The 23,398-nt window shown below is 72.4% G+C and carries 21 protein-coding genes; 11 read left to right on the top strand and 10 right to left on the bottom strand.

The features are described 5' to 3' along the window. On the top strand, positions 1-311 hold a 311-nt coding region (locus ACWCWD_RS22350), incomplete at its 5' end, for a DUF5753 domain-containing protein (protein ID WP_450774816.1). Next, positions 308-556, top strand: a complete 249-nt coding sequence (locus ACWCWD_RS22345; RefSeq protein WP_450774814.1) for a DUF397 domain-containing protein — start codon at positions 308-310, stop codon at positions 554-556. The genes ACWCWD_RS22350 and ACWCWD_RS22345, both read left to right, overlap by 4 nt. Positions 557-593: 37 nt before the next feature. Here the strand turns inward: ACWCWD_RS22345 and pspAB are convergent, their stop codons facing one another. Both pspAB and htpX read right to left on the bottom strand, forming a co-directional pair. After that, positions 594-1,178, bottom strand: coding sequence for a PspA-associated protein PspAB (gene pspAB, locus ACWCWD_RS22340; RefSeq protein WP_450774812.1), 585 nt, complete (start codon positions 1,176-1,178; stop codon positions 594-596). 44 nt (positions 1,179-1,222) lie between these two features. Continuing rightward, the gene (gene htpX, locus ACWCWD_RS22335) at positions 1,223-2,134 is read right to left on the bottom strand and encodes a zinc metalloprotease HtpX (RefSeq protein ID WP_450774810.1); all 912 of its coding nucleotides are present in this window, start codon (positions 2,132-2,134) and stop codon (positions 1,223-1,225) included. Positions 2,135-2,288: 154 nt separating this feature from the next. Between htpX and ACWCWD_RS22330 the strand changes: the two genes are divergently transcribed. Together ACWCWD_RS22330 and ACWCWD_RS22325 are read left to right on the top strand one after the other, a co-directional pair. After that, complete coding sequence (locus ACWCWD_RS22330) at positions 2,289-2,657, top strand: FKBP-type peptidyl-prolyl cis-trans isomerase (RefSeq protein WP_450774809.1); 369 nt, start codon at positions 2,289-2,291, stop codon at positions 2,655-2,657. 178 nt (positions 2,658-2,835) lie between these two features. Next, entirely contained in the window at positions 2,836-3,621 is a 786-nt protein-coding gene (locus ACWCWD_RS22325; protein WP_450774807.1) for a transglutaminase domain-containing protein, read from the top strand. 94 nt (positions 3,622-3,715) lie between these two features. Here the strand turns inward: ACWCWD_RS22325 and ACWCWD_RS22320 are convergent, their stop codons facing one another. Beyond that, the gene (locus tag ACWCWD_RS22320; RefSeq protein ID WP_450774805.1) at positions 3,716-4,825 is read right to left on the bottom strand and encodes a tyrosine-protein phosphatase; all 1,110 of its coding nucleotides are present in this window, start codon (positions 4,823-4,825) and stop codon (positions 3,716-3,718) included. A gap of 229 nt (positions 4,826-5,054) precedes the next feature. Here ACWCWD_RS22320 and ACWCWD_RS22315 point away from each other — a divergent pair, with 229 nt between their 5' ends. Beyond that, entirely contained in the window at positions 5,055-5,522 is a 468-nt protein-coding gene (locus tag ACWCWD_RS22315) for a hypothetical protein (RefSeq protein WP_450774803.1), read from the top strand. A gap of 40 nt (positions 5,523-5,562) precedes the next feature. Here the strand turns inward: ACWCWD_RS22315 and ACWCWD_RS22310 are convergent, their stop codons facing one another. Together ACWCWD_RS22310 and ACWCWD_RS22305 are read right to left on the bottom strand one after the other, a co-directional pair. Further along, on the bottom strand, positions 5,563-6,249 hold the full coding sequence (locus ACWCWD_RS22310; RefSeq protein WP_450774801.1) for a pyridoxine/pyridoxamine 5'-phosphate oxidase: 687 nt from the start codon (positions 6,247-6,249) through the stop codon (positions 5,563-5,565). 180 nt (positions 6,250-6,429) lie between these two features. Next, positions 6,430-7,080 carry a TetR family transcriptional regulator gene (locus tag ACWCWD_RS22305; RefSeq protein ID WP_327176296.1) on the bottom strand — a complete coding sequence of 217 codons (651 nt, stop codon included), beginning with the start codon at positions 7,078-7,080 and terminating at the stop codon, positions 6,430-6,432. Positions 7,081-7,508: 428 nt separating this feature from the next. Here ACWCWD_RS22305 and ACWCWD_RS22300 point away from each other — a divergent pair, with 428 nt between their 5' ends. The 3 genes from ACWCWD_RS22300 to ACWCWD_RS22290 all read left to right on the top strand — a co-directional run bounded on the left by ACWCWD_RS22300 (position 7,509) and on the right by ACWCWD_RS22290 (position 9,653). Further along, positions 7,509-8,321, top strand: a complete 813-nt coding sequence (locus ACWCWD_RS22300) for a VOC family protein (protein WP_450774798.1) — start codon at positions 7,509-7,511, stop codon at positions 8,319-8,321. Between the two features lie 128 nt (positions 8,322-8,449). Beyond that, positions 8,450-8,863, top strand: coding sequence for a hypothetical protein (locus tag ACWCWD_RS22295; protein ID WP_450774796.1), 414 nt, complete (start codon positions 8,450-8,452; stop codon positions 8,861-8,863). Between the two features lie 91 nt (positions 8,864-8,954). After that, complete coding sequence (locus tag ACWCWD_RS22290) at positions 8,955-9,653, top strand: response regulator (protein WP_450774795.1); 699 nt, start codon at positions 8,955-8,957, stop codon at positions 9,651-9,653. A gap of 96 nt (positions 9,654-9,749) precedes the next feature. Here the strand turns inward: ACWCWD_RS22290 and ACWCWD_RS22285 are convergent, their stop codons facing one another. Further along, positions 9,750-11,033 (bottom strand): sensor histidine kinase, encoded by a 1,284-nt coding sequence (locus ACWCWD_RS22285; protein ID WP_450774793.1) that lies wholly within the window; start codon positions 11,031-11,033, stop codon positions 9,750-9,752. 484 nt (positions 11,034-11,517) lie between these two features. Between ACWCWD_RS22285 and ACWCWD_RS22280 the strand changes: the two genes are divergently transcribed. Together ACWCWD_RS22280 and ACWCWD_RS22275 are read left to right on the top strand one after the other, a co-directional pair. Next, positions 11,518-13,758 (top strand): MMPL family transporter, encoded by a 2,241-nt coding sequence (locus ACWCWD_RS22280; RefSeq protein ID WP_450774791.1) that lies wholly within the window; start codon positions 11,518-11,520, stop codon positions 13,756-13,758. 441 nt (positions 13,759-14,199) lie between these two features. Further along, entirely contained in the window at positions 14,200-16,626 is a 2,427-nt protein-coding gene (locus ACWCWD_RS22275) for an outer membrane protein assembly factor BamB family protein (RefSeq protein WP_450774789.1), read from the top strand. 37 nt (positions 16,627-16,663) lie between these two features. Here ACWCWD_RS22275 and ACWCWD_RS22270 read toward each other — a convergent pair whose 3' ends face one another. Then, the gene (locus ACWCWD_RS22270) at positions 16,664-17,284 is read right to left on the bottom strand and encodes a hypothetical protein (RefSeq protein WP_450774787.1); all 621 of its coding nucleotides are present in this window, start codon (positions 17,282-17,284) and stop codon (positions 16,664-16,666) included. Positions 17,285-17,630: 346 nt separating this feature from the next. Between ACWCWD_RS22270 and ACWCWD_RS22265 the strand changes: the two genes are divergently transcribed. Next, complete coding sequence (locus ACWCWD_RS22265) at positions 17,631-18,209, top strand: hypothetical protein (protein ID WP_450774785.1); 579 nt, start codon at positions 17,631-17,633, stop codon at positions 18,207-18,209. A gap of 275 nt (positions 18,210-18,484) precedes the next feature. On the opposite strand, the gene ACWCWD_RS22260 is transcribed toward ACWCWD_RS22265, so the two are convergent. From ACWCWD_RS22260 to ACWCWD_RS22250, 3 genes are all read right to left on the bottom strand, one after another. Beyond that, positions 18,485-18,676 (bottom strand): hypothetical protein, encoded by a 192-nt coding sequence (locus ACWCWD_RS22260; RefSeq protein ID WP_450774783.1) that lies wholly within the window; start codon positions 18,674-18,676, stop codon positions 18,485-18,487. A gap of 230 nt (positions 18,677-18,906) precedes the next feature. After that, complete coding sequence (locus ACWCWD_RS22255; protein WP_450774781.1) at positions 18,907-21,975, bottom strand: BTAD domain-containing putative transcriptional regulator; 3,069 nt, start codon at positions 21,973-21,975, stop codon at positions 18,907-18,909. A gap of 357 nt (positions 21,976-22,332) precedes the next feature. Then, a complete protein-coding gene (locus ACWCWD_RS22250) occupies positions 22,333-23,184 on the bottom strand; it encodes a MerR family transcriptional regulator (protein WP_450774780.1) in 852 nt (283 codons plus the stop codon). Positions 23,185-23,398: the final 214 nt, after the last annotated feature.

Genomic DNA, 23,398 nt, shown 5'->3' with positions numbered 1-23,398 from the left:
TCGGCGGACCGGCGGTGCTGAAGGAGCAGCTGCTCCATCTCCTCGACTGCATCGAGCGGTTGAACCATCTGACCGTGCAGGTCGTTCCCTCCGACCAGCACACCCACGCAGGACTGATGGGGCCGATGCAGTTGATGAACACGGCGGAGGGCCGCAGTCTGGTGTATGTGGAGGCGCAGGGCGGAGATAGGTTGATCTCCAAACCCGAGCAGGTAAGCGACCTGTTCGACCTCTTCGGCATGCTGCGGGCCCAGGCGCTCAACCCCTGGGAGTCCGCCGAGCTCATCGAGAAGAAGGCGGGGCAGTTGTGAGCACCGGTTCCGGACTGGCGTGGTTCAAGTCCAGCTACAGCGGCAACGAGGGCGGTGCCTGCATCGAGGTCGCCTACACCTGGCGCAAGTCCAGCTACAGCGGCAATGAAGGCGGCGAGTGCGTCGAGGTGGCCGCCTGTCCCCAGGCCGTCCATGTCCGGGACTCCAAGGTGACCGACGGCCCGACCTTCGCCGTGGCCCCCGACGCCTGGACCGCGTTCCTCGCGGGGACCGCCGGCGCCTGATCCGTACCGCTCGCTCCCGTACTCACCCGCGTACGGTTCACAGGCCCGGCGCGCCCCATACCGGGAACCACCGGGCCAGCTCCTTCTCCACCCGCAGGTCGTCGCCGAGCGCGGCGCGGACCTGGAGCTCCAGGCCGTTGTCCCGCTTCTCCGCGCCACCGGGAGCCGGGGCGAACGGGTAGAAGGTGCCGCGCTTGTACAGGTACACCAGCGCCAGCGAGCGGCCCTCCGGGTCGCGGAAGCCGATCAGCGAGCAGAGCAGGTGCGGGCCGAAGCCGCCGTCCTGGAGCAGGGTGTTCACCGCGTGCAGGTCGTTGACGAGCGCGGCGGGGTCCTCCGGCGGCTGCTGGGCGAGCAGCCAGGTGTAGCCGTACGCGTCCTGGCTGAACTCCACCGGGATCCCGCCCCGGTCCGTGTCGGCGTCCAGCAGCTCCCGTACGTCGTCCTGGAGCCGGGCGAAGTTCGCGCCCTCCACCCCCGCGAAGCAGACCGAGCCCAGCCCGGACGGGGTGAAGCCGGTGACGGCCTGGAGAGTCAGGGCGGCGGACGGTACGGCGAAGAGCTGGTCCAGATCGGGACGGACCGGCTTGCTCCGGCCGAGGATCGCGTCGAACAGACCCACGTGGGGCTCCTCCAGGATTACCGGGACTACCGGGACTACCGGGCTTACGGGCGGGACAGGTCGGCGGAGATGCGGGCCAGCTGGTCGAGACGCTGTTCCAGCGTCGGGTGCGAGGAGATCAGCCGGCTGAAGCTCTCCTTCGAGGAGAAGGCGGGGACGAAGTAGAAAGCGTTGTACGGTTCAGCCTTCCGCAGGTCCTCGGTGGGTATGCGCGCCATCTGCCCGCTGACCTTCGTCAGCGCGGAGGCGAGTGCCGAGGGGCGGCCGGTGAGCAGGGCGGCGGTGCGGTCGGCGGAGAGCTCGCGGTAGCGGGAGAGCAGCCGGGTCAGCAGGAAGCTGAGCGCGTAGACGACCGCGCTGATCAGCGGAATCAGCATGATGATGATGCCCGCCGGGTCGTTGCCCCGGCTGTTGCGGGCGAAGCCGCCCCACAGGGCCACCCGGGTGATGATCCCCGCCAGCACGCCCAGGAACGACGCGATGGTCATGACCGCCACGTCTCGGTGGGCGACGTGCGACATCTCGTGCGCGAGGACGCCCTCCAGCTCCTCGGGCTCCAGTCTCCGCAGCAGTCCGGTGGTGGCGCAGACCAGGGCCGACTTCTCGTTCCGGCCGGTCGCGAACGCGTTCGGTACGTCACTCTGCGCGATGGCCACGCGAGGTTTCTTCATGTCCGCCAGCGCGCAGATCCGGTCGATCGCCCCGTGCAGCTCCGGCGCCTCCTCGGGGGTGACCTCGCGGGCCCCCATCCCGAACGCGGCGATCCTGTCGCTGAACCAGAACTGCACGACGAACAGTCCGCCGGTGATGATCAGGATCACCGCCCACGAGCCGGGCAGCACGGCCAGCAGCACCCCGACCAGGACCACGTAAAGCAGGCCGATGAAGAACATGGTCGACACCATGCGTGTGGTCAGCCCCCGGTCGGGGGCGTAACGGGAACGGGCTCTGGCCATCGGTGCCTCCCATGCCACACATGCCTTCTCTGACTCCATGGTGCTCCTGTCCGGCGGAAACGGGACGAGTCCCGCACACGGGTCCCGCCGGATAGCGTGATCAGCGGCGTACGGACACCCCGGCGCCCGGAGAACGGACAGGAGTCAGGCTGCGATGGAGAAGCCCGATATCGATCCCCCGGTGGGCGATCCGCCCACCGAACTGCGGATCAGGGACATCGTCGTCGGCGACGGCAAGGAGGCGAAGCGCGGCCAGGTGGTCCGGGTCCACTACGTCGGAGTCACCTTCGCGACGGGCAAGGAGTTCGACTCCTCCTGGGAGCGGGACGAGCCGTTCAAGTTCGCCCTCGGTGGCGGCCGGGCCATCAAGGGCTGGGACCGGGGCATCGTGGGGATGAAGGTCGGCGGCCGCCGCGAACTCGTCATCCCGCCGCGCCTCGCCTACGGCAAGCAGTCGCCCTCCTCGCTGATCCCGCCGGGCTCGACGCTCGTCTTCGTCGTGGACCTGGTCCAGGTGTCCTGACCCGGGTGCCGGCGCTGCGGCACTCCGCACGTGTCGCGGGCGCCCGGTCCTCCGGCCCCCGCACCCCGGCCCCCCGGCACCGGCACCCCGGTCCTCCGCACTTGAATTCCGGTCCTCCGTACTTGAACGCGTTCAAGAAACCTGGGACGCTGGTCGCAGCCGATGGAGGGGGCCGATCGTGGTGAGCACTCTGCTGACACCGTGCCGAACGGGCCGACGAGCTGTGCCCGGCGAGTCCGGGGCGGGCGGAGGGGCGGGGCCGACGCGGATTCTCGACCACGAGCACCCGCGTGTCCGGGCCGCCGTGCGGAGCATCGGCACCGCGGACCGTGAGGGGGACGGCCCCGAGGCGACGGTGGCGGCACTCCGCCGCGCCCACCGGTGGATCTCCGAGGAGGTGCGCCCCGTCTACTCGGTGGAGGAGGCGCGGCCGGTGTCCCGGGTCCTGCGCCTCGGCCGGGGTTCGTGCAGCCAGCGGATGGCCGTACTGGAAGCGGTCGCGAGGGCCTGGGGCACTCCCACCCGGGTGCGCGGACTGGTGGTGGACGGCACGTTCTGGTACCCGCGCTTTCCCCGGCTGCGTCGCATCGTCCCCGCCCAAGTGATCCTGGCGTGGCCGGAGTTCCGTATCGACGGACTGCCGGACGGCGCCGCCGCACGCTGGCTGACCGTGTCCGAACTCTTCGCCGGAGCCGTCGCTCCGCAGGGCCCGCGTGGCGGAGGCTTCACGAACGAGGGCCCCGAGACGCTCTTCGAGGCCCTGTCCCGGACGGCGGTCGACTGGGACGGCCCCTCGGTCTGCCCCGCGTCCGACGCCTCGTGCGATCTCTCGGCATACCTGCTCGCGGACCTCGGGCACGTCGACTCCCGGGACGAACTCTTCGCCCGGCACGGGCAGACCCTGTGCGGCACGGCGAGGCTCCTGGCCGAACCCGTCCTGGGGCGGCGGGCGGCGGGAGTCTGACCCCGCGTGCGTCGGCCGACCGCCGGCCCGGGTCACGCACGCAGGGGCGCCCCTCTCCGCCGGAGGGGCGCCACCGACCGGAGTCCTTCCGGGGTCAGCCGACGAGCAGCGAGGACTTCAGCTCCTTGATCTCCTTCGAGGAGAGGCCGAGGCCCTTCTTCTCGTAGGTGGCGAACGAGCCGAACTTGGCCTCGACCTCGTCGAAGCCGGAGTTCAGGTACTCGGCGCGGACGTCCAGCATCGGCTTGTACGCGGCGGCCATCTCGGCCGGCATCGCGGCCAGCGCGGCGGCGTTCGCCTCGGCGCGGTAGGTGTTGCTGGCCAGGTAGTCCTGCATCACCGTGGCCTTCGGCACGCCGAGCGCGGTCAGCAGGGCGGCGTTCGCCCAGCCCGTGCGGTCCTTGCCGGCCGAGCAGTGGAAGAGCACCGCGTGCTGGTCGTCGTCGGCGAGACCGGCGAAGACCTGCTGGTAGGCGGCCTTGCCGGTGGCCGAGCTGACCATCGACTTCTCGCCGTCGACCATGTACTGGGCGGACTTCTCGGCCGAGGAGAGGTCGATCGCCGAGGTGACGTCGCCACCGATGACGTCGGCGACCACGTACTTCGCGCCGGCCGGCACGGTGTCCGGGGCGGAGGTGCGCTCACCGGCGGTGCGCAGGTCGAAGTCGACCTTGATGCCGAGCCGGTTCAGCTTGGCGACATCGGCGGTGGTCAGGGTGTTCAGGGCGCCGGAGCGGTAGACCTCGCCCATCTTGACCCACTGGCCCGTGCTGGTGCGGTAGCCGCCCGCGTCACGGAAGTTGACCGCGCCCTGGAGTGCGATCTCCCGGTCCGCGAGGTGGAGCGAGCCGCCCTTCGACGGGACGAAGTCGAACCACTGGCGGTCGGCGGCCGGCAGGTGCCTGACGGTGACCGTGGCGCGGCTGCCGCCCTGGGCGACGACCTTGCCGTTCGCCTTGACGACCACGCCGCGGACCCCGGGGGCGGTCCACGTCAGGGTGTACGAACCGTCGTCGTTCGCCGTGACGTTCGCGGCGGTGAACGGTATCCGCTGCTGACGCTGCTGCTCGTGCGAGGCGGACGGCTTGCCCCGGTGGGCCGGAGCGTGGTGGGGGGCGGCCGAAGCGGCCGAGGCGCCGGCCCCGACGAGCAGAGCGGCGGCGGCGACGGCCGCGGAGACCTTGGCGCGGTTCATGGTGTTCATGGGGGTGAGCCTGCTTTTGCCGGACGAGCGAGGGGGAAACCCTGGATGAACTGCCGACAAAGCTGAGCTGCACCTCTGGTCCGGTGTGCTGCGGGGGGTCCGGAGACCCGGAACGCGGGGTCCGGCGTCGTGCGGACCGGGCGGGGCCCGGTCGACGTGCGGACCGGGCGGGGCCCGGAACCCTCCATTCCCCTGCCATGGGTGGCGCAGCGCCGCTACCGTCGCCCGCATGACGCGGAGAGGACGCAGGCCACCCGTACCTCCGGACCCGGACCGCCCCGAGAACCTCGCCCTGCTCGACTGCCTCCGCGCACGGGCCGCGCGGCCCAGCGGTCCGTACGACATGGAACTCGACGGGTGGCAGCTGCACACCCACCCTGATCTCCAGGAACGCTTCATCGCCCTCGCGTCGGGCCATCCGGTGGGGTCCGCCTACGGTGTGCCGGTCCTCTCGGTCGGAGGTGTGGCCGCGGCGGTCGCGTACGGCACGGGCATCGTTCTGGTCCGGGTGGCCACTCCCCCCGAGAACCTCGTGTCGGGCGGCAGCCTCCCGCCGCTCACCGACGGCGAGTGGTTCTCCGTCGATGCCTGGCAGGCCGACATCCCTCAGGCCGAAGGAACCGCCCGTCTCGGCGCTCTGGTGCGGGAGGCCGCCCGCCATGCCCGGGGACTGAGCCCGAATCCCCCCGGCCGGTAGGGGCGGCTGCCGGGGCCGTCCTCCGTCGCCGGGCCGGCCGTCACGGCCAGAGCAGCTCCCGCACCCACCCCGCCCCCCGGCGGCGGTAGCGGAGCCGTACGTGGCGGCGGCGGAGGTCGCCCTGGAAGAACTCGACCTCCTGTGGCTGGACGACGTACCGCCGCCAGCTCGCCACCTCCGCCTCGGGCTCGTCCCGCGCCCGCCGCCACGCGGCGTCGGAGGCGCGGGCCAGTTCCGCCAGGTCGTCCAGGACCTCGCTCTGCCGGCCGACCAGGCCGGAGGCGAGCGCGCCGGTGGAGCGGGCGTGCAGATCGGCCCGGCTCTCCTCGGGCGACCCGAGGGCGACCGGCCCTCGTACCCGTACCGTCCGGCCCTGCACCGGCCAGTAGAAGGTGAGCGCCGCGTGCGGGTGGGCGGCGAGCTGATGGCCCTTGGCGCTGGTGGCGTGGGTCGCGAAACGCCAGCCGCGCTCGTCCGCGTCGTGCAGCATCAGCGTCCGCACGTCCGGGTGGCCGTACGCGTCGACCGTCGCCAGCGCCATGGTGTGCGGCTCGGGCTGCCCGGCGGCCACGGCCTCGGCGAACCAGGCGTGGAAGAGGGGGACGGGCGCGTCGGGCGCGGTCGCCGGATCGAACCCGGGCAGCTCGGTGTCCCACACGCGCTGGGCGTGCAGCAGGCGGAGGAAGGCCGTGTGTGCGTCGGTGCGGGACGCGTCGTCGTCGCTCATGGCGCCATTGCAGCAGGCCGCGACGGGGGAGGAGGCGCGGGACGCCGGACGCGGCATGTCCCGGGTACACCGACGGCGGGCCACATCGCGCGTGTGGCCCGCCGTCGGTGAGACAGGATGCCGGGCGTCCGGGGTTGGCCGTGCGCCGCCCGGTGAAGGGGGTGGATCCGTCGCGGGCGCCTACTTCGTCGGCTTCTTGCCGGTGACGCCGAGGTGCACCAACAGGGCGAGGTTCGGGCGGAGTTCGCCTACCTTCACACCCGTGCCCGTGGTCAGGGCCTTCTGGTGCGAGGCGACGGCGGCCAGCATGGCGACCAGTGATCCCGCCACCGCGGCGGGGTTGACGTCCTTGTCGACCTTGCCCTTGCCCTGGAGCTCCTTCACCGCGTCCGTCAGGGAGTTGGTGAACGAGCTGAGGATCTTCACGCGGATCTTGTTGAACCGCTTGTCGCCCTCGGCCGAACCGAGGTCGATCACGCGGAGAATCGCGTCGTTGCGTCGCCAGAAGTCGAGGAATCCGTCGACGAGTTCCTCGGCCGCCTGCCAGCCGGCCTTACCGACCCACGAGCGTCCGGAGGCCAGTTCATTCAGCCCGGTGCCCTCCTTGGCCAGTTCGTCGGCGACTTCGAGGACAGCGCCTTCCACGTCCGGGAAGTACTGGTAGAAAGTCGCGGGTGAAGTCCCCGCCTTCCGTGCGACGTCGATGACTTTGACGTCCCGGTACGGCGAGGAGCTGAGCATCTCGCTGAGGCAATCGAGCAGCTTCTGCCGCGTCGCCTGACCGCGTCGACCGGCCACGCGGCCGTCGACGGTGCGTACTTGTCCTGTCATGCCGTCAGCTTACCGACGGGTGAACGGAGCGCGATTCGGCCGAGTGCAAATGGGGAATTACCCAGCGCGCAGAGGGCGACGGGTGGTATTTCAGCCATCTTTTTCGTGTGATCCGAAGAGGCCGGTGGATACTTCTGTTGCCTTTGCGACGTGCGTCTCCGCAAGAGGTTCCGGGGGTGGGTCGATGCGCGAGTAAGTGTTATCAACAGCCTGTGGAAAACTTCGGTGGACAACTTTCCCCTCCGGTTCGGTGAATCCGCCGCGTGCGCGCGGAGTCCGTCGAGTCCGTCGCCTCCCGTCTCGCTCCCGTTCCCTCTCGCGGGGGAGCGCGGGCGCCGTTACGTTGGCGGGGACAGGTGTCACGCACACGTGACGCGCCCGGCCGCGCGGCAGGACCGCGCGCTCCCGGCGAGGGAAGGACCCGGCCCATGGCGGCATTCGCGCACTCCGTGCCCTGCTGGGTGGAGGTGCACCTCTCCGACCTCGAAGCGGGCAAGCGCTTCTACGGCGGGCTCTTCGGCTGGACCTTCCGCGCCGGGGACGGGATGCCCTTCGCCGACGCCTACAGCGAAGGCCGGCTCGTCGCCGCGCTCGCCGCCAAGACGGACGGCCGGATGCCCACCACCTGGGGCGTCCACTTCGCCACCGACGACATCCGGGCGACCGTCCACGCGATCCGCGCGGAGGGCGGCCAGATCATCACCGACCCCGTCCGCGCCGGTCGCGCCGGGATCCTGGCGCAGGCCGTCGACCCGGACGGCGCCGCCTTCTGGCTGTGGCAGGCGGAGGAGCGGCCGGGCTTCGAGAAGCAGAACGAACCCGGTTCGTACTGCTGGACCGAGCTCTACACCCGCCGCCCCGACCGGGTGGACCCCTTCTACGCGAACGTCTTCGGCTTCCGGAGCGCCGACCTGGACGCCGCTGCCAGTGGGGACCCCGGGACGGCCGAGAGCGGCATCGACTTCCGCATGTGGTCCCCGCCCGGCGCCACCCCCGGTCCCGACACCGCGATCGGCGGCCGGAGCGTCATCACGGACGCGTTCCCCGAGATGATGCCCAGCCACTTCCTGACGTACTTCGCCGTCGCCGACTGCGACCGCACCGCCGAACGGGTGACGGAGCTGGGCGGCCGCGTCACCGCCGTACCGTTCGACATCCCGTACGGGCGGATGGCGGCGTTCCAGGACGACCAGAGCGCCGCGTTCGCCGTGCTCCAGCCGGCGGAGCTGATGCTGCCGTAGACCGGAGGGGTAGGCGGCGATCCGCGCGCGAGGTGCCGGCCGTACGTGCCCGGTGATCCGGCCACTTCGCGCCATGTTGATGGCCGCAACTCCCTTATCTTGTACGGGAGATCACCCACAATGGCGCGATGAGAAACCTCGCCTGCCGCGCCGTACTCGTCTGCGTCGGATGCGCCGTGCTGCTGACCGGATGCACTGCCAACTCCGCGCCGGAACGGGAGGACAGCGCCGGGACACGCGGGCCCGTCGCGACCACCACCGTCGCGCCCGACGTGGCCGCGCGGCTGGCGGAGCGGTACCGCAGGGCCGGAGGGGTGCCGGACGTGTTCGGGATCGGGCGCGGCTTTGACGGGGACGGGGTGCCGCTGCTGACCGTGTGGACGCACGACCCGGACGAGGACGACCGGCCCTTCCAGGAACTCAAGGAGTCCGTCACCCGCTATCTGGCGGAGCACGAGGGACTCTCACTGGAGAAGGGCTATCTGATGGACGTCTTCGGGCCGGACGGTTCCCTGCAGCACCGCCTCGACGCCCGCGTCTGACGCCGCGCCGCCCGCCCCGGTGGTTCCGTACCGCCCGGTGGTTCCGTACCGCCCCGGTGGTTCCGCAGGGCCCCCGTGATAGGACGGGCCCGTGTCCGGTACGAAGATCGACGTGGTGATAGCCGACGACCAGGAGCTGGTCCGGGCGGGGTTCCGCATGATCCTGGAGGCGCAGCCGGGCATCGAGGTGGTCGGCGAGGCGGCCGACGGCGTCGAGTGCGTGGAGCTGGCCCGCCGGCTGCGGCCGAGGGTGGTGCTGGCCGACATCCGGATGCCGCGCCTGGACGGTCTGGAGGTGACCCGGCTGCTGGCCGGCCCCGGGGTCGCCGACCCGATGAACGTCGTGGTGATCACCACCTTCGACCAGGACGACTACGTGCGCGGCGCCCTGCGCAACGGGGCCTGCGGGTTCCTGCTGAAGGACGCCACCCCGGCCCTGCTGGTGGAGGCCGTGCACGCGGCGGCCCGGGGCGACGCACTGGTGTCCCCGGCGGTGACGGTACGGCTGCTGCGGCGGCTGGAGCGCGCGGAACAGGGCGCGGAACCCGCGGCGCCCTCGGCGCACGCGCCGGGCCCGGAGCCGCACGGGCTGCTCAGCACCCGGGAGCGGGACATCGTGCGGCTCGTCGCGGTGGGCCGCACCAACCAGGAGATCTGCGACGAGCTGTTCCTGTCGCTGTCGACGGTCAAGACCTACCTGGGCCGCATCCAGGCCAAGCTGGACGCCCGCAACCGGGTCGAGGTCGCCGCGTGGGCCTGGGAGCACGGGGTGGTCCGGCCGCGCGGATGAGGACGGTACGGGGACGGCGGTGCGGGCCGTACCGCTCTGCCCGTACCGCCGCCCCCGTACCGCCGTCCTCGTACCGCCGTGCCCGTCCCGCCGTCGTCAGGCCACCTTCGGGGAGCCGCCGCAGAGCGCGGTGGCTGTCGTGGGGGGAGGCGACTTGAGCGGGAAGCCCGCCCGTACCTCCCACCCGCCGTCGCGCAGCGGGCCGGTCCGCAGGGTTCCGTCCAGGGCCTCCACGCGTTCGCGCAGCCCGATGAGGCCGAAGCCGCCGTGCCCGCCGAAGCCGTTGTGGTTCCCGGACGGGAGGCCCTTGGGGGAGGCGCCGTTGGTGACCGTGACCCAGAGCCACGCCGCGTCCGCGTCGAGGCGTACGGCGGTCCGGGCGCCGGGGGCGTGGCCGCGGACGTTGGTGAGGGCCTCCTGCACGACCCGGTACGCGGAGATCTCCACCTCCGGTGTGAGATGCGCGGTACGCGCCGCGGCGGTCGCCTCCAGCCGGGCGGCGCCGCCCGGCGCACCGGCCGTGGCGGGCGCGGAGTGGGCGGCCGTCAGCTCCGCGAGCTCGCTCAGCAGATCGCCCGGCCGCTGCGGGACGTGGTTGTCCTCGCGCAGCACCCGTACCAGCCGGCGCATCGATTCGAGGGTCTCCGTACCGGCCTGGGCTATGTTCCGCAGGATCGGCTCGACCTTCTCCGGGGAGGTGGCGTGGATGGCCGTCGCCGCGTGCGCCTGGACGATGATGCCGGTCATGTGGTGGGCGATCAGATCGTGCAGATCGCGGGCGAGCGCCAGCCGTTCGGCCTGCCGGACGTCGGCGATGTTGCGGCGGCGCCGGGCCTCCAGGGCGCGGATGGCGCAGCCGAGGGTGATGGTGATGGCGAGCGCCACCGTCAGGACGTAACCCCCTGGGACGATCACCGACCACAGTCTCATCCGTACGGGCAGCGCCAGCACCGCGAGGCTGAGGGCCGCCGCCGAGGTGGCCGCCTTCCGCGCGCTCGGGGTCTGCGCGACGGTACGGATCACCAGCGCGAGCAGGCCCGCGCACTCCAGCATGCCGACGGACGACTCCTTCGGCGGCGCGGCCAGGCAGACGCCCGTCAGCGTCAGCGACATCGCGACGACGCACCAGACGCGGGGCAGCAGCGGTGGCGCGAGGCGGCTCGTCGCGACGGGGAACCGGGTGCGCCGGGGCTCGGCGACGGCGAGCATCGTGAGCGGTCCGGTGACCAGGACGGACAGCCAGTTGGTCGCGAGGGAGAACGCGTCCGGCGCGAAGCTCAGCAGAGCGAGGTCCGCCATCCAGGTCAGCGCGAAGGCGAGCAGGCCGAACACGGCGATGAGCCGATTGACGGCCGGAGTAAACGGAAGATGCCAGTCCACGCGCCCCAGCGTAAGGACCCGTCCGGCGGGCGGTGTCGGCCGAATGACCGACAGACCGGACACCGAACGGTACCTGCGGCCGACACGCCCGGACGCCCGCACGCGACACCATGGTGACCACCGGCGGCCGTGCCCTCCCCCGAGCACGGCCGACGGCGGTCGTACCGTCGCACGCGGCGACGGTGCCGGGGGTACCGCCGCCCGTGGGGACGGGGGCCGGTACCGCCGTGGTTCCCGTCGCCCGCACGCGGCACGGGAACCACGGCCCCCGGTATCCCGGTCCCTCAACGTCCCGGCAGCTCAACGTGACGGTTCCTCAGCGCCGAGGCCGTCCCGGCTTCCGGGCCGTCCCCGTTTCCCGGGCCGCCCCCGGACCTCCAGACCGTTCAGTCCGATCAGACCGTTCAGAGCGTTCAGCCCTCGGCTTCTTCCGTGCGCACGCACCACGCGCACGCACGCACCACTTACGGAGTCCTCCACTCTCATGGCTACCTTCCTGCACAGGATCGGCCGCTTCGCCTTCCGGCGGCGCTGGCTGGTCGTTCTCCTGTGGGCCGTCCTCCTCGGCGCCGTCGGTGCCGTCGCCGCCGGCACCACGAACACGGCGTCCGCCGGCCTGTCGCTGCCCGGGACGGAGTCCCAGCGCGCCTTCGACCTCCTGGCCGAGAAGTTCCCCGCCGCCAACGCCGAGGGCGCGAGCGCCCGGGTCGTGGTGCGCGCGCCGAAGGGGCAGCGGATCGACGCCGCCGGCAACCGGGCCGCCATGGAAAAGGTCCTGACGGAGCTGAAGGACTCCTCCTCCCGCATCGCGCAGGTCAGCGACCCCTTCGCCGCCAAGACGGTCAGCGCCGACGGCTTCACCGCCTACGCGCAGGTCACCTACACCGTCGGGGCCACCGACCTGACCGACGCCGACCACACCGGCATCGACAAGGCGCTGGAGGCCGGCCGCGACAAGGGCCTGACGGTGGAGGCCTCCGGCAACGCACTCGCCGAACCCGAGCAGTCGATGACCGCCGAGGCGATCGGCTTCCTGCTCGCCGCCCTGGTCCTCGTCATCACCTTCGGGTCGCTGGTCGCCGCGGGCTTCCCGCTGCTCACCGCCCTGGTGGGGGTGGGCGTGAGCACCTCGGTGATCACCGCGGTCAGCGCCACCTTCGAACTCGACAGCAGCACCTCCTCGCTGGCCTCGATGCTCGGCATCGCCGTCGGCATCGACTACGCGCTCTTCATCGTGTCCCGCTACCGCGCCGAACGCGCCGACGGCTACGACGCACGGGAGGCCGCCGCCCGCGCCAACGGAACGGCGGGTTCCGCCGTCGTCTTCGCGGGCGTGACCGTGATCATCGCCCTCGCCGGGCTCGCCGTCGTCAACCTGCCGCTGCTCACCGCCATGGGCCTCGCGGCCGCCGGTGCCGTCGTCATCGCCGTACTGGTCGCCATCACCCTGGTCCCCGCCCTGCTGAGCTTCGGCAGCGAGCGGGTCCTCGGCCGGGCGCGCAAGCGCGCCGCCGCCCCCGCGACCGCCCCGGCGTCCGCGACCGCCCCGGCCGCGAAGGTCACGGTCGGCCGTCGCTGGATAGCCCTGGTGATGCGCCGGCCCGCCGCGGTCCTGGTCCTCGCCGTCGTCGCCCTCGGCACCCTCGCGCTGCCCGCCGCCGACCTCAAGCTCGGGCTGCCGGACGACGGTTCCAAGGCTCCTTCGTCCACCCAGCGCAAGGCGTACGACCTGCTCTCCGAGTCGTTCGGCCCCGGCTTCAACGGGCCCCTGATCGTCACCGTCGACGACCGCACCCCGGCCACCGCGTCCGACACCGCCGCCTCCCTCGGCAAGGACATCGCCGCGCTGCCCGACGTGAAGGGCGTGTCGCCCGCCGCCTTCAACAAGGCCGGCGACACCGCGATCATCACCGTCGTCCCCGGCAGCGGACCGACCACCGACGCCACCAAGGACCTCGTCGCGAGCATCCGCTCGCTGGCCGGGAAGTCCCGGGCCGAGAACGGCGCCCGCGCCATGGTCACCGGCACCACCGCGCTCAACATCGACGTCTCGGACAAGTTCAGCGCGGCCATCGCGCCCTACCTCGTCCTCGTCGTCGGACTCGCCTTCCTCGTCCTGATCCTGGTGTTCCGCTCGATCCTGGTGCCGGTCAAGGCCGCGCTCGGCTTCCTGCTCTCCGTACTGGCCTCGCTCGGCTCACTCGTCGCCGTCTTCCAGTGGGGCTGGCTGAAGGACCTCGTCGGCCTGGAGCAGACCGGTCCGATCATGAGCCTGATGCCGATCCTGCTGGTCGGCATCGTCTTTGGACTCGCCATGGACTACCAGGTGTTCCTGGTGACCCGGATGCGCGAGGCGTACGTCCACGGCGCCGACCCCCGTACGGCGATCGAGACCGGCTTCCGCCACAGCGCGAAGGTCGTCACGGCCGCGGCCCTCATCATGATCTCGGTGTTCGCCGGCTTCATCGGCTCGCACGAGGCCATCATCAAGGCCCTGGGCTTCGCCCTCGCGGTCGCCGTCGCCCTGGACGCCTTCGTCGTCCGCATGACGATCGTGCCCGCCGTCCTCACCCTCCTCGGTAAGCACGCCTGGACGCTGCCGCGTTGGATCGACCGCATCCTGCCCGAGGTCGACATCGAGGGCGAGAAGCTGGCCCGCCGCGACCCGGCCGCCGGGGAGGACCCGGCCCCGGACGCCGTACCGCAGCTCAGCGGCCGGTACTGACGGGGCATGACGGGTCCCGCGCGGTCGCGGGCCCCGGGGTCGCGGTCCCGGGCACCGGGGTTGGGGGCGTGCACAGTGGTGCTGTGCGCGCCCCCGCTCGCGTTCCGGGTGCGCCGGGCGTGTACGTCCGGAATGCGCAGGACCCGTACAACACCGGTTCGCCCCGGCGTACTTCGTCCCCGCCCGCGCGCCGCGTACTCCAGTCCTTCGCCCGTACGGCGGTTGTGCGGGCCCGCTCCCATAGCAGCGCGCCCCGCCCTCCTGCCACCGACAAGGGCTGATGACACCCCGATTCGCCCCCGGGTTCGCAACTGGGGGCCGCGCCAGGAAGAATCGGGGTGCGCACCGCCAGGTGGTGCCCGGTGGTGAGACACCGCACGGGGCGGGAATTCGCGGGCCGGGGTCGTGGGACCAGGGCTCGTACGGGGAGGTGGCAGGCAAGTGGAACAGCTGACGCAGCACGACCCGAGACGGATCGGCCCGTTCGAGGTGCTGGGACGGCTCGGGGCCGGCGGCATGGGGCTCGTCTATCTCGCACGCTCGGCGTCGGGCAGACGGGTCGCGATCAAGACCGTCCGCACCGAGCTCGCCGAGGACCAGCTCTTCCGCGTCCGGTTCACCCGCGAGGTGGAGGCCGCCCGCGCGGTGAGCGGGTTCTACACCGCCGCCGTGGTGGACGCCGACCCGCGTGCCGCCGTGCCGTGGCTGGCCACCGCGTACGTACCGGCCCCCTCGCTCGAAGAGATAGTGAACGAGTGCGGGCCCATGCCCACCCAGGCCGTCCGCTGGCTGGCCGCCGGCATCGCCGAGGCCCTCCAGTCCATCCACGGTGCCGGGCTCGTCCACCGCGACCTGAAGCCGTCCAACGTGCTCGTCGTGGAGGACGGCCCCCGGGTCATCGACTTCGGCATCGCCTCCGGGGTGTCCAACACCCGGCTGACCATGACGAACGTCGCCGTGGGCACCCCCGCCTACATGTCGCCCGAGCAGGCCCGCGACTCGCGCAGCGTCACCGGCGCGAGCGACATCTTCTCGCTCGGCTCGACCCTCGTCTTCGCGGCCACCGGCCACGCGCCCTTCCACGGCGCCAACCCGGTGGAGACCGTGTTCATGCTGCTGCGCGAAGGCCCCGACACCGAAGGGCTGCCGGACGAGCTCCGCCCGCTGATCGAGTCCTGCATGCAGATGGACCCGACCCGCCGCCCCAGCCCCGCCGACCTCCAGGCGCAGCTCGCCCCGCACCTGTTCGCCTCGGGCAGCGACGACAGCGGCACCGCCTCCGCCTGGCTGCCCGGCCGGGCCACCGCGATGATCGAGCAGCGGCGTGGCGGCGGACGCACCATGGCACCCGCCCCCGCGCAGGTGGTGGCCCCGCCGCCACCCCCGCGCCCGCCGGTCGGCGACTGGGACACCAACCGGCTGCCCGAGACCGCCCCGATGCCCCCGCCGCCCGCCCGCCCCGCACTGCCCGTGGGCCCCGGCCCCTCGGCAGGCCCCCAGGCACCGGCAGCGCCCTCGACGGACGGCGGGCCCGTCCACCTGATCGGCGCGAAGGTCGCGATCGGGCCCGGACCCCGCGCCGCCGAGATCCGGGGCGCCGCCGCCGCGCACCCGGCCGCCGCCACCGGGTGGGTCCGCCCGCCCGCCGGGCTCGCCGGTGCGCTCCCGGCCCCGGTCACCGCGCCCGTACCGGCACCGGCCACCGCCCCCGAGGCGGCGCCCGCCGCACCGGACCGCTGGCGCCCCTGGCGTTTCCGCATGTCCAACGACGTCTGGGGCACCCCGGTCGTCGCGGGCGGCCTGCTCTACGTCACGTCCTTCGAGATCCACGCGCTCGACATCGGCAACGGCCGGCGCCAGTTCAAGACCCGGGACGTGGCCTGGGCGATGGCCGTCGACGGCGGGACGATCCACGCCTCCGACGGTCCCTCCCTCTACGCGCTGGACGCCATGAGCGGCACCGAACGGTGGCGGCGGCGGACCGACGCCTGGGTCTACTCCCTCAAGGCAGACCGGGGCACCCTTCTGACCGGGACCCGGGGCGGCGGAGTCCAGGCATGGGACGCGGGCGGCGGCGAACAGCTCTGGGAGATCTCCGGCGCCCAGACCGACTTCGAGACGGCCGAGGCCGGTCCGGCGCTCCACGACGGGATCGCGTACGTCTGGCAGGACGCCCGGCTGCGCGCCCTCGACGCCCGTACCGGCTCCGAGCGCTGGTCGTACCCCGTCGGCGACGCGGCCTCCTGCGGCGGCGTCCCGGTCCGGGTGACCCCGGCGCCGGACGGCAACGTCTACATCGCGGCGGGCACCCGGGTGCTGGCCGTGGAGAGCGCCTCGGGCCATGTGCGCTGGCACTTCGAGGCGCCCGCCGTCTTCCTCTCGCCGCCCGCGTTCGCGCCCGGCCCGGCGGTGACCGGGGGAGGCGTCTACCTCGCGGACTACCTCGGCACGGTCTACGCGCTCGACGCCGCGAACGGCAAGGACCGCTGGCGCATCGCCACGGAAGCCCGCCACTCCATCGAACCCGTGCTGGTCACCGGCGGGAACGTGCACGTCGGAAGCGGCAGCGCGCTCTACACCCTCGACGCGGTCACCGGCACCCCGAAGTGGCGGTTCGCGGCCGGCGGCGACGTGGTCGGCAGCCCCGTCGTCGCGGACGGGCGCGTGCACTTCGGCTCCGCCGACCACGTCCTCTACACCCTGGACGCGGCGGGCGGCACCCTGCGCTGGAAGCTCGCCACCGGCGGCGAGATCACCGGCTCCCCGGTCGCCCGCGCCGGAGTCGTCTACGCCTGCAGCAAGGACCGGTGCGTCTACGCGCTGGACGCGGTGAAGGGCACGGGGACGGGGAACAACCGGGCGCGGTAGGGCGAGCTCAGGCTGCGCCTCGGCCGTGTCGGGTACGTCAGGGGCCGTCGTGCCGGCGCGGGTCCTCCGGACCGGTGTACGGGTCCGGTTCCGGTTCCGGATACGGGCTCGTCTGCGTGGACGGGCCCGGCTCCTGCGTGGGCGGCCAGGTGTCCGGGTGCTCGTAACCGGGGGTGGGGTACGGCGCGGTGCGCGCGTCGTAGTCCGGGGTGCCGCCCGTACCCGCGTCCCGTCCGCGCCCGCGTCGGCGCCGGCCCGACATCACCAGGGACCCGATCAGCAGCAGGAGGCCGCCGCCCAGGGCGAGCGCCACCCCCCACTGGAGCCCGGAACCGTCCGGGTCCACCGTCAGGCTCCCCGTCGCCTGGCCCTGGCGGACCATCCACAGCACGGTGAAGCCGAGCGCCACCACCCCGGCGAGCGCCACCACGAGCCGCGAGCGGAGCACGACCCCGGCGAGGGCCAGCACCGCCACGAACAGGAAGGGCAGGAACAAGGAGACCATCACCGCCGACGAGGTGGTGGTGATCCCCTCGAAGAGGTCCCGCACACGGTAATCGTGCCCGGGGCGGCCGTCGTACCAGTCACGGAAGGGGCTCAGGACGACGGCCGCCGCTCCTGCGAGAGCGACCACGGAGCCGAGGACGTTGCGGATCATCGTCAGCCTCCTGCGCCATGTGCGCGTACGTACCGACGGCGCACGCGCGGACATCTGCGTGACGCTCTCGCGCTCGACGCTACGCCCGACACTCCGCCTCCGCGACTTCGAAGCGGTACCGCGGCCTCCTCCCCGCCCCCCTTTGTCGTACGCCCGTCCCGTGCGCCACTTTCGGCCCGCCTCACCCATGGGTTTCAGCCCTGCCAGGCACACCATGACCAATCCGTGACAGGGTCATGACGCGGCACGGGGTCTGCACCCCGATGCTGGTCCGGAAACGAACGTCGGGAGAAGGCGCCGGGAGAAGGCGTCGCGAAGAAGACGAGACACGAGGGGGGCTGCATCCATGATGCGGCAACAGATAAAACTGGCGGCGGTCCTGGCGGTGGTGGTGCTCTCACTCACCGGGTTCTCCAAGTCCAGCCACGGACACGGCCACAGCGGGTCGAGCCACGGCTCCGGCGGCGGCTGCTCCAGCTCCAGGACGTCCAACGGCGGCTACAACAGCAGCACCAGCAACAACGATTACGACGACGACGACGATGACTACGGCTCCGGTTCGGGCTCCGGATCGAGTTCCGGTTACAGCACACCCACGGACGATCCGACCACCGACTACACGGCGTCGGCCAGCTCCGACCCGACCGCGCGCGTGGTCAAGTGCGCCCAGCCGGCGGACGGTTCGCGCAAGGCGGTGACCTCCTCGCAGGTCGAACTCACCCCGACCAGCCTCGGCACCTCCAAGGTCGCGATCACCGTGACGTTCTTCGACTCCGCGGGCAACCTGCTCGACACGGCCCACAAGAAGGTCGAACTCGACGGCACCTACGGGATGGACCCGAAGACGTTCACGGTGCCCATGGCGTCCCCCGCCAAGGTGGACGAGGTGTACCGCTGCGACGCCACGGCGGTCCTCGCCCACTGACGTCCCGGAACGGACGACGCCGAGAGGCCCGCCGCGACCAGGTCGCGACGGGCCTCTCCCGTTCCCGTACACCGGGATTCCGCTCCGGTTCCGGCTCCTGATTCTGGTTCCGGCTCCGGCTCCGGTTTTGCTTCCGGTTCTGTCTCCGGTTCTGTCTCCGGTTCTGGTTCCGGACGCACGACGGCCGCGGTGGCTCCCCCTCCGCGCCACCGCGGCCGTTCCCCCGTGTCCCGCGGCTCCCCCGATCCCCGGGCCCCCGTAGCGAAAAAAGTCTGTCAGGTGACGGGTTCCGACGTGGCGTGCATGTCGTCGGTCGTCGCCGTACCGCCGGTGGACTGCGCGGTCAGCAGCTTCGAGGTCCCCGTGGCGTGCATGTCCAGCGTGGTCAGCTCCTCGGCGGCGACCTCGGTGCCGGTGGCGTGCATGTCCTGGGTCGTGAGCTTGGAGTCCTTCTTGGCGTCCGCCATGTTCCGCTCCCCTGTGATCCTTCGTATCGGGTGGACGAGGCCCGTACGGCAGTTCCCCCGAAAACCGACTGCCGTACGGGCCTCGCCAAGAGCCGCTCACCTTAATGCCACGGCCCGCGGTCGCCCCGTCTGCCCCCCGACGCGACGGATCGACTAGAAGGAAGAGTGCCGGTCCGCGATAAACGAATGATGAACGTCCGCTGCCGGCGTGATACGCGGGTGCCGGGGCGTCACGCGGGCAGCACGGACGCGAACCGGTCCAGCAGCGCGCGCACCTCCGCGGCCTCGTGGGAGCCCAGCCCGTCGTAGATCCCGAGCGCCTCGTGCCAGCAGACCTGCGCCCGGCCGAACTGGCCGATCCGCACCAGGGCCTGGCCCAGCACGGTGAGCACGTTGGCCTTCCGCCAGTCGCCCCCGATCCCGCGCAGCGAGGTCAGCGACTGCTCGGCCCCGGCGGCGGCCTGCACCGCGCGGCCGGCCGCGAGATCGACCTCCGCGAGACGGAACAGCGTCATCCCCACCCACAGCCGCTGCCGGCTCTCGCGGAAGACCACCAGCGCCTCCTGCAACCGGTCCGTGGCATCGGCGAACGACTCGCTCTCGGTCAGTGCCATGCCCAGGGCGTAACGGCCGTTGGCACTCCGCAGGGCATGGCCCATGCCGTCGTAGATGTCCGTGCCCCGCTGCGCCAGCTCCACCGCGCTGCCGGTACGGCCGGTCGCCAGGTGGATACGGGACAGGTTGCACAGCGCGCTCGCCTCGCCCGGCCGGTCCCCGACCAGCCGGAACGCGTCGATGGCCTGGGAGAAGTACGTCTCGCCGTCGTCGTGACGGCTCTGGTAGAGCGCCATGATCCCGAGCGCGTTCGAGGCCCAGCACCCCGGCAGCGGGTCGAGCGCCGGATCGACGAGCGCCATGATCCGCGCCGCCTCCTGCTCGGCCTGGTCGAAGCGGCCCGAGGCGTGGTGCACATCGGCGAGGGTGACCAGCGCGCGCACCTCCGCACGGCGGTCACCGCAGCCGGACGCCGCGCTCAGCAGCGCCAGCGCCGTCGTCTCGTACTCCTTCGCGTTGGCCCCCGACTCCCCGAGGTCCAGCGCCGCCCACAACAGGTCCACCGCACGCCGCAGGGTCGCGGCCCCGGCGGACTGGCGGGCACAGGCGAGGATCGTGACCGCCTCCGCGTACAGCCAGTCCAGCGCCGCGTGCCGGTCGGCGAAGACCAGCCCGGCCCGGCCGGTGGGCTCCAGATGGTCCACCAGCCGGTCGCCCGGCCGCTCCAGCGCGTACACGCCCGCCGCCGTCGCGAGGTAGAAGTCGATCAGCCGGGAGAGCGCCCGCTCCCGCTCCACCGGAGGATGCTCGTCGCGCTCGGCGCACGCACGGGCGTAGAGGCGGACGAGATCGTGGTACCGGTAACGCCCCGGTGCGGCCGACTCCAGCAAGGAGGTGTCGACCAGCGACTCCAGGATGTCCTCGGCCACCTGCGGCTCCAGATCGAGGAGCGCCGCCGCGGCCGCCAGCGACACGTCGGGGCCGTCCGCCAGACCGAGGAGCCGGAACGCACGGGCCTGAGCGGGCTCCAACTGGCCGTAACCCAGCTCGAACGTCGCCTTCACCGCGAGATCGCCCGCCCGCAGCTCGTCCAGCCTGCTCCGCTCGTCGGCGAGCTTCGCCGCCAGCACCGACACCGTCCAGGTACGGCGGGAGGCCAGCCGCGAGGCGGCGATACGGATCGCCAGCGGCAGGAACCCGCAGGCGGCCACCACGTCCAGAGCCGCTTCCCGCTCCGCGCCCACCCGCTCCTCACCGACGATCCGGGTGAAGAGCTGCAAGGACTCCGCCGGAGACATCACGTCCAGATCCACCAGATGCGCCCCGGCCAGGTCGATCATCCGCACCCGGCTCGTCACCAGGGCGGCACACCCGGGAGTCCCCGGCAGCAACGGCCGTACCTGCGCGGCGTCGTGGGCGTTGTCCAGCAGCACCAGGACCCGGCGGCCGTCGAGCGCCGACCGGTACAGCGCGGCCCGCTCGTCGAGCGAGTCCGGAATCGCCGACTCCGGGGTGCCCAGCGCACGCAGGAACGCCCCGAGCACGGTCTCCGGCTCGGCGACCCGGGCCCCCGCACCCTGGAGGTCCACGTACAACTGGCCGTCCGGGAAGTGGTTCCGGGACCGATGGGCGACGTGCACGGCGAGCGTGGTCTTGCCGACGCCCCCTATGCCCGCCAGCGCCGACACCGCCATCACCGAACCCTCGGCCGTCGCCAGCCGGTCACCGAGCTCACGCACGAAGGAGTCGCGCCCGGTGAAGTCCGCGACCGCGGCCGGAAGCTGGGCGGGACGCACGGCGACCGGCGCCACCGGTGCGGAGTCCTCGACCGGACGGGCCAGTTCCTCATCGGCGGAGAGGATCCGCTGCTGGAGCCGCGAGAGTTCGGGGCGCGGATCGACCCCCAGCTCCTCCGCGAGGAGCCGCCGGGTGTCCGCGTACACCGCGAGCGCCTCGGACTGCCGACCGCCGCGGTACAGCGCCAGCATCAACAGCTCACGCAGCCGCTCCCGCAGCGGATGCGCGGCGGTGAGCGCCGTGAGTTCGGAGACCGCCTCCGCGTGGTTGCCCAGCTCCAGATCCAGATCGAGCCGTGCCTCGGTCAGCTGGAGACGCCACTCCTCCAGGCGGGTGCGCTGGTTCTCCGCGTACGGCCCGGGCACGGACGCCAGCGTCTCCCCGTCCCACGAGGCCAGGGCCTCCGCGATCAGGTCCCGGGCCCGCGCCCGTTCGCCGGACGCCCGCGCCTTCTCCGCCGCACCCACCCACTCCTGGGCCAGACGCACGTCGAGGGAACCCTCGCGGAGCCGGATCGCATACCCGCCCGACTCGCTGACCAGCACGTCCTGCCCGAGCACCTTGCGCAGCCGGGACGCGTACGTACGGATCGCCGCCAACGCCCGGGGCGGCGACTCCTCGCCCCAGATGGCGTCGATCAACTCGGAGGCGGTCGCGGTACGGCCGTCCCGGAGGAGCAGCGCCGCCAACAGGGCCCGCTGCTGCGGGGATCCGGAGGCCAGCGGAGTCTCACCGAGCCGCACGCGTACGGGCCCGAGGACGGCGAAGTGCAACTCGGGGGCGGGGGTGGGGGCGGATGCGGGGGTGGGAGTTGGTGTGGAGGCCTGGTCGTCGGCTTCGTCGTGGGCTCGGGCTTCCGGCGCGGGGTGCGGTTCGGCCCCGGACACCGGTCCGTGCGTGGCGCGCTGCTCCGGAACGCGCACGCGTGGCCCGTTGTCACGGTCCATTGATGCCCCCTGTCCTGCCTTCGCCCCGCACGTTCCTGCTGTGGTCGCCGGCACCGGGACGCAGGGGAGCACCCGGGTGTGACGTGAGGGCGCTTCCGGATCGCTCCGTACCGTTGGTACCGCTGTCGACAGTCTGCCTTGTCGCGGGCTACCCCGTCAGCACTGCGTGATGCTCTGCACAAGGCTTCGACAACGATCGCGGAACCTTGCCCGGCGGACCGGGGGTTGGCGGGGGCGGTGGGGCGTCGGCCGGGCGTCTGCCGCGCGTGGGCCGGGCGCCCTCGGGCCGGGCCCCGGCCGGGGGTGTGGTGGGCCCCGGCCGGGGTGGGGCTACGGGGGTGGGGTACGGGTGTGGGGTCAGGCCTTGACGATCGCCTGCTGGAGCTCGGTCACCCACTTCTCCTTCTCCTCGGGGCACTCGAGGTTGACCTCCCGGATGTAACCGACGGGCCGGTAACCGCTGGTGTCCAGCCAACGGGCGAGTACCTGCTCCGTGGAGAGAACGGAGTCCATCGAGCCCCGGTGTACGAGGGTGGCCGCCTCGAACGCGGGCAACTCCACCACCCGGACATCGCTGTCGCCGACCGGCCCGACCGGTGCGGAGACCGTCACCCCGGCGTGCACGAGGACCGCGCCCACCGTGGCGTTCCCGTCCGGGGCGTCCTCGGCCGGGGCGTCCTCGTACCGGGCGATTCCCGGGCCGGAGGGCGTGAGGCCCGCCGCGGCCAGCAACGGGAACAGCCGCTCGTACAGGGGGACGATCACCGGGGTGATGTCCTGCGGCCGGTAGCCGGCGGCCGTGCCGGTCAGCTCGGCGACCCGTACCGCCGGAACCCGCTTGATGACGATGTCGTCGGTGTCCATGCGTCCCTCACTCTCGATCGACCGGAGTCGCGCCTCCACCTGGCTCAGCCGCGCCGCCGCCGCTGCCATCGCCGCCTCCAGCTCCGTACGCCGCAGCCGCAGCATCCCGCGCAGCTCCTGCGCGGTGATCTCGTCGTCGAGGATGCTCCCGACCTCCTGGAGCGTGAAGCCGAGGTCCTTGAGCGCGATGACGCGGTTGAGGCGGGCGAGTTGGGCGGCGCCGTAGAAGCGGTAGCCGTTGGCCGGGTCGGTACGGTCTGGACGCAGCAGCCCGATCGCGTCGTAATGGCGCAGCATGCGGGGCGATACCCGTCCGTACCGGGCGAAATCTCCGATGGTGAACATGATGTCTCCGAGTGCACGGCTTCACACGGTGTGAGGGTCAAGGGAGGCGCGGAACAGGACGGCGGCGCGGAACAGGACGGCGGCGCGGAACAGGACGGCGACGGGGAACAGGACGGCGACGGGGAACAGGACGGCGACGGGGGAGAAGTCGGCGGGCGGGGAGTGATGCGCGGCGGGGTAAAGGCAGGAGCCCCGTCCCTTGCCGAAGCAAAGG

This window comes from Streptomyces sp. NPDC001493, from assembly GCF_053597235.1.
The sequence above is the reverse complement of the archived record's forward strand: the minus strand, read 5'-3'. Positions and strand labels throughout refer to the sequence as shown.